The organism is Bacillota bacterium (genome assembly GCA_023511485.1).
GTDB lineage: Bacteria > Actinomycetota > Aquicultoria > Aquicultorales > Aquicultoraceae > CADDYS01.
Window position 1 is genome coordinate 1 of record JAIMBH010000056.1, and the last position, 2,701, is coordinate 2,701.

The window sequence follows — 2,701 nt, forward strand, 5'->3', positions numbered from 1 at the left end:
ATAACCACATGCGGGGCAATGTCTTGGTAAGGCGCAACGGGGCATCCTGCAGTGCACTTTCCGCACAGGTAGCACCGATCCAGTTCCTGGCCGGATAGTCTTTCTACCTGCTTTTTTAAATCTGTATTAATGGATTTGAGCTGCTCTTTTGTGCCCACAGCCCTACCTTCTTCCGATGCTTATCGGCATCACATTGTGAAACATTGCACAAACTATTTACATTAATAAAGACTTAACTGTCGTCTTTTAGTTTGCGCTTATAAAATTGATTACTCTATAGTATAGCCGTGTCAGCAGCAAATGTTAACACGCCTTTGAAAACAATCCGCGAAACAACATTTGCCGCTCATAGTTGTTTGCAAACCCCATTATACATGCTTTACCGACGGCTATCCAGTCATTGCCGTCAGTAAATCTAAAAATTTATGCCGTCTAGGTGCGTAAATACAGCAGAACAAAGTGCCGAAAATATTTTTTATATACCCTACCGCGTATCGGCTTACTTAAACAACTATTTGGTGCGTAGCGAAGAGGCCATCCCCAAAAGGACACCTTATCTGGGCAAACGAACCAATAAAAAAGAGGCTTTAAAGCCTCTTTAAAAATCACATTTTAACAATTGCAGACTACTGCTTTGACTTAAGCGGTTGCCTCTGTAGATTCAATCTGAGATTCCTCTTTTTTTGAAACTTTTGCCTTTGGAACCTCTATGTCCTCGATTTTGATCTTGGATAGATATGAGCGGTGGCCGAACAAGCGCCGGTAGTTTTTCTTCGGTTTATATTTAAAAACTAAAACTTTGTCTCCCCTGAAATGCTCAACGATAGAAGCGACAACCTTGGCTTTATCCAAACCGCTAACCAAAACGTTGTTATCACGAACCATTAGAATTTCAGGAATATCAAATTTATCGCCTGGGTTCCCCTGAACCCGATCGACAACTAGCACTTCGCCCTTGCTTACCTTATATTGTTTTCCACCAAACCTTATGACGGCATACATAGCAATCCTCCTTAGCAACAAGCATTTATGCTAGCAGATAAACCGGCATGTGTCAATAATTTGGGCATACTCATGTATATTTAATTAGAGTTTGAGCGCATCGGCTCTCAACAAAGCTCTATTGCAAAGCTTTTTATCAGTAAAAGTTGCTTAAACTGCGCTCGATTTCCGCCTCGGTACCTTCCTCTACCATCTCCGGCTTTCCTGCGGGAACAGTATCATCAAATATCAGGTAGGCCTTTTTACCCCAATCAAGATACAGGACATTGCCTTCCAGCTTACCCTTTTGTTCAAGAAACGACTTGCCCCGAGGATTTATCTTGAATATGAAAGATTGGGATATATGGGTAGCGACTATTTTTTTGATTTGCCTGTAATTCTGAATGCCGACTGTGGCTTCGGATAAGATGACGCCCAAACCGTGACAGCATGGGCATGTCTCTGCTTGGAATTCAAGTAGACCCTGACTTACATTCTTTCTTGTCATCTCAACCAAACCCAGCTTTGATATCTCAATAACACGGTTCTTTGTCCTATCGGATGCAAGCGCTTCACTTAAAACACGGGAGACTTCCTCTCGATTAGCAGGGTCCTGCATATCAATAAAGTCAATCACTATAATGCCGCCTATATCTCTTAACCTTAGCTGACGAACTATTTCCTCAGCGGCCTCAAGATTGGTCCTAAAAATAGTCTGCTCGAGGGTTGTCTTGCCAACATACTTTCCAGTATTTACGTCAATTGCCGTTAACGCTTCCGTATGGTCTATGCTGATATATCCGCCTGAGCGCAACCATACTTTGCGCTTTGTGGCATTTTCTATATCCTGATTTATATTATACTTATCAAAAAGCGGGAGCCTCTCCGTATAGTATTCAACCCTTTTAGCTAGATCGGGCTCGGTAGACTTAAGGAATTCAATAATCTCTTTATATTCGTTCTCGCTATCTATTACCAGGCGCTTGAAATCGCTAGAGAAAAGATCACGCACAATACGAAGCGCAAGCTGTGGCTCCTGGTAGATAAGCTGCACGGGGGTAGACTCGCGTACTCGACGGCTTATTTTTCGCCAATATAGAAGAAGCCTTTTAACGTCTGCACGCAGGTCTGCCAAATCAGCTCCCTCGGCGGCAGTTCGAGCAATAAGCCCCTTGCCGCGCGGTTTGATTTGCTCACATATTTCTTTTAGCCGATGCCTCTCCTCGTCAGGAAGACGCCTAGATGCGCCCACAAAGTCGGAATAAGGAAGCAACACCAGATAGCGGCCAGGTAGAGTTATCTGCGTTGTCACCCTGGCCCCTTTTGAATCCATTGGTTCTTTAATGACCTGAACTAGAATATCCTGCCCGGGCTTTAAAAGATGCTGTATTGGCGGCGCAGGCTCAAGTTCGCTTCCTTTCTGAAAGATTATCTCTTCAACGTATAGAAAAGCGTTTCGCTCAATACCGATATCTATAAACGCTGCCTGCATACCCGGCAAGATATCTTTTACCCGCCCCAAATAGATATTTCCGACTATTGACGGGGCTTCCCGACGCTCCAGGTAGATCTCAACAAGTTCTCGGTCTTCGAGAACTGCTGCACGGGTCTCAAAGTCGTCAACTGAGACCATCAATTCACGGTTATGTACACTCACTTCCCATCGTCACACCTTCATAAAAATCGTATATATTTATTAACGGGCTGGCCCGATTAACAT

At 43.8% G+C, this 2,701-nt stretch carries 2 protein-coding genes; both read right to left on the bottom strand.

The window, feature by feature from the left end; translation table 11 throughout:
* Nucleotides 1-639 precede the first annotated feature (639 nt).
* Nucleotides 640-1,002: a 50S ribosomal protein L21 gene (rplU, locus tag K6T91_11515; protein ID MCL6473413.1), complete on the bottom strand. Its 363-nt coding sequence runs from the start codon at nt 1,000-1,002 to the stop codon at nt 640-642.
* Nucleotides 1,003-1,138: 136 nt separating this feature from the next.
* The gene (locus K6T91_11520; GenBank protein ID MCL6473414.1) at nt 1,139-2,638 is read right to left on the bottom strand and encodes an Rne/Rng family ribonuclease; all 1,500 of its coding nucleotides are present in this window, start codon (nt 2,636-2,638) and stop codon (nt 1,139-1,141) included.
* Nucleotides 2,639-2,701 lie beyond the last annotated feature (63 nt).

Excerpts from the sequence above, each read along its gene's own strand:
- rplU (MCL6473413.1), bottom strand. The coding sequence starts at position 1,002 with ATGTATGCCGTCATAAGGTTTGGTGGAAAACAATATAAGGTAAGCAAG.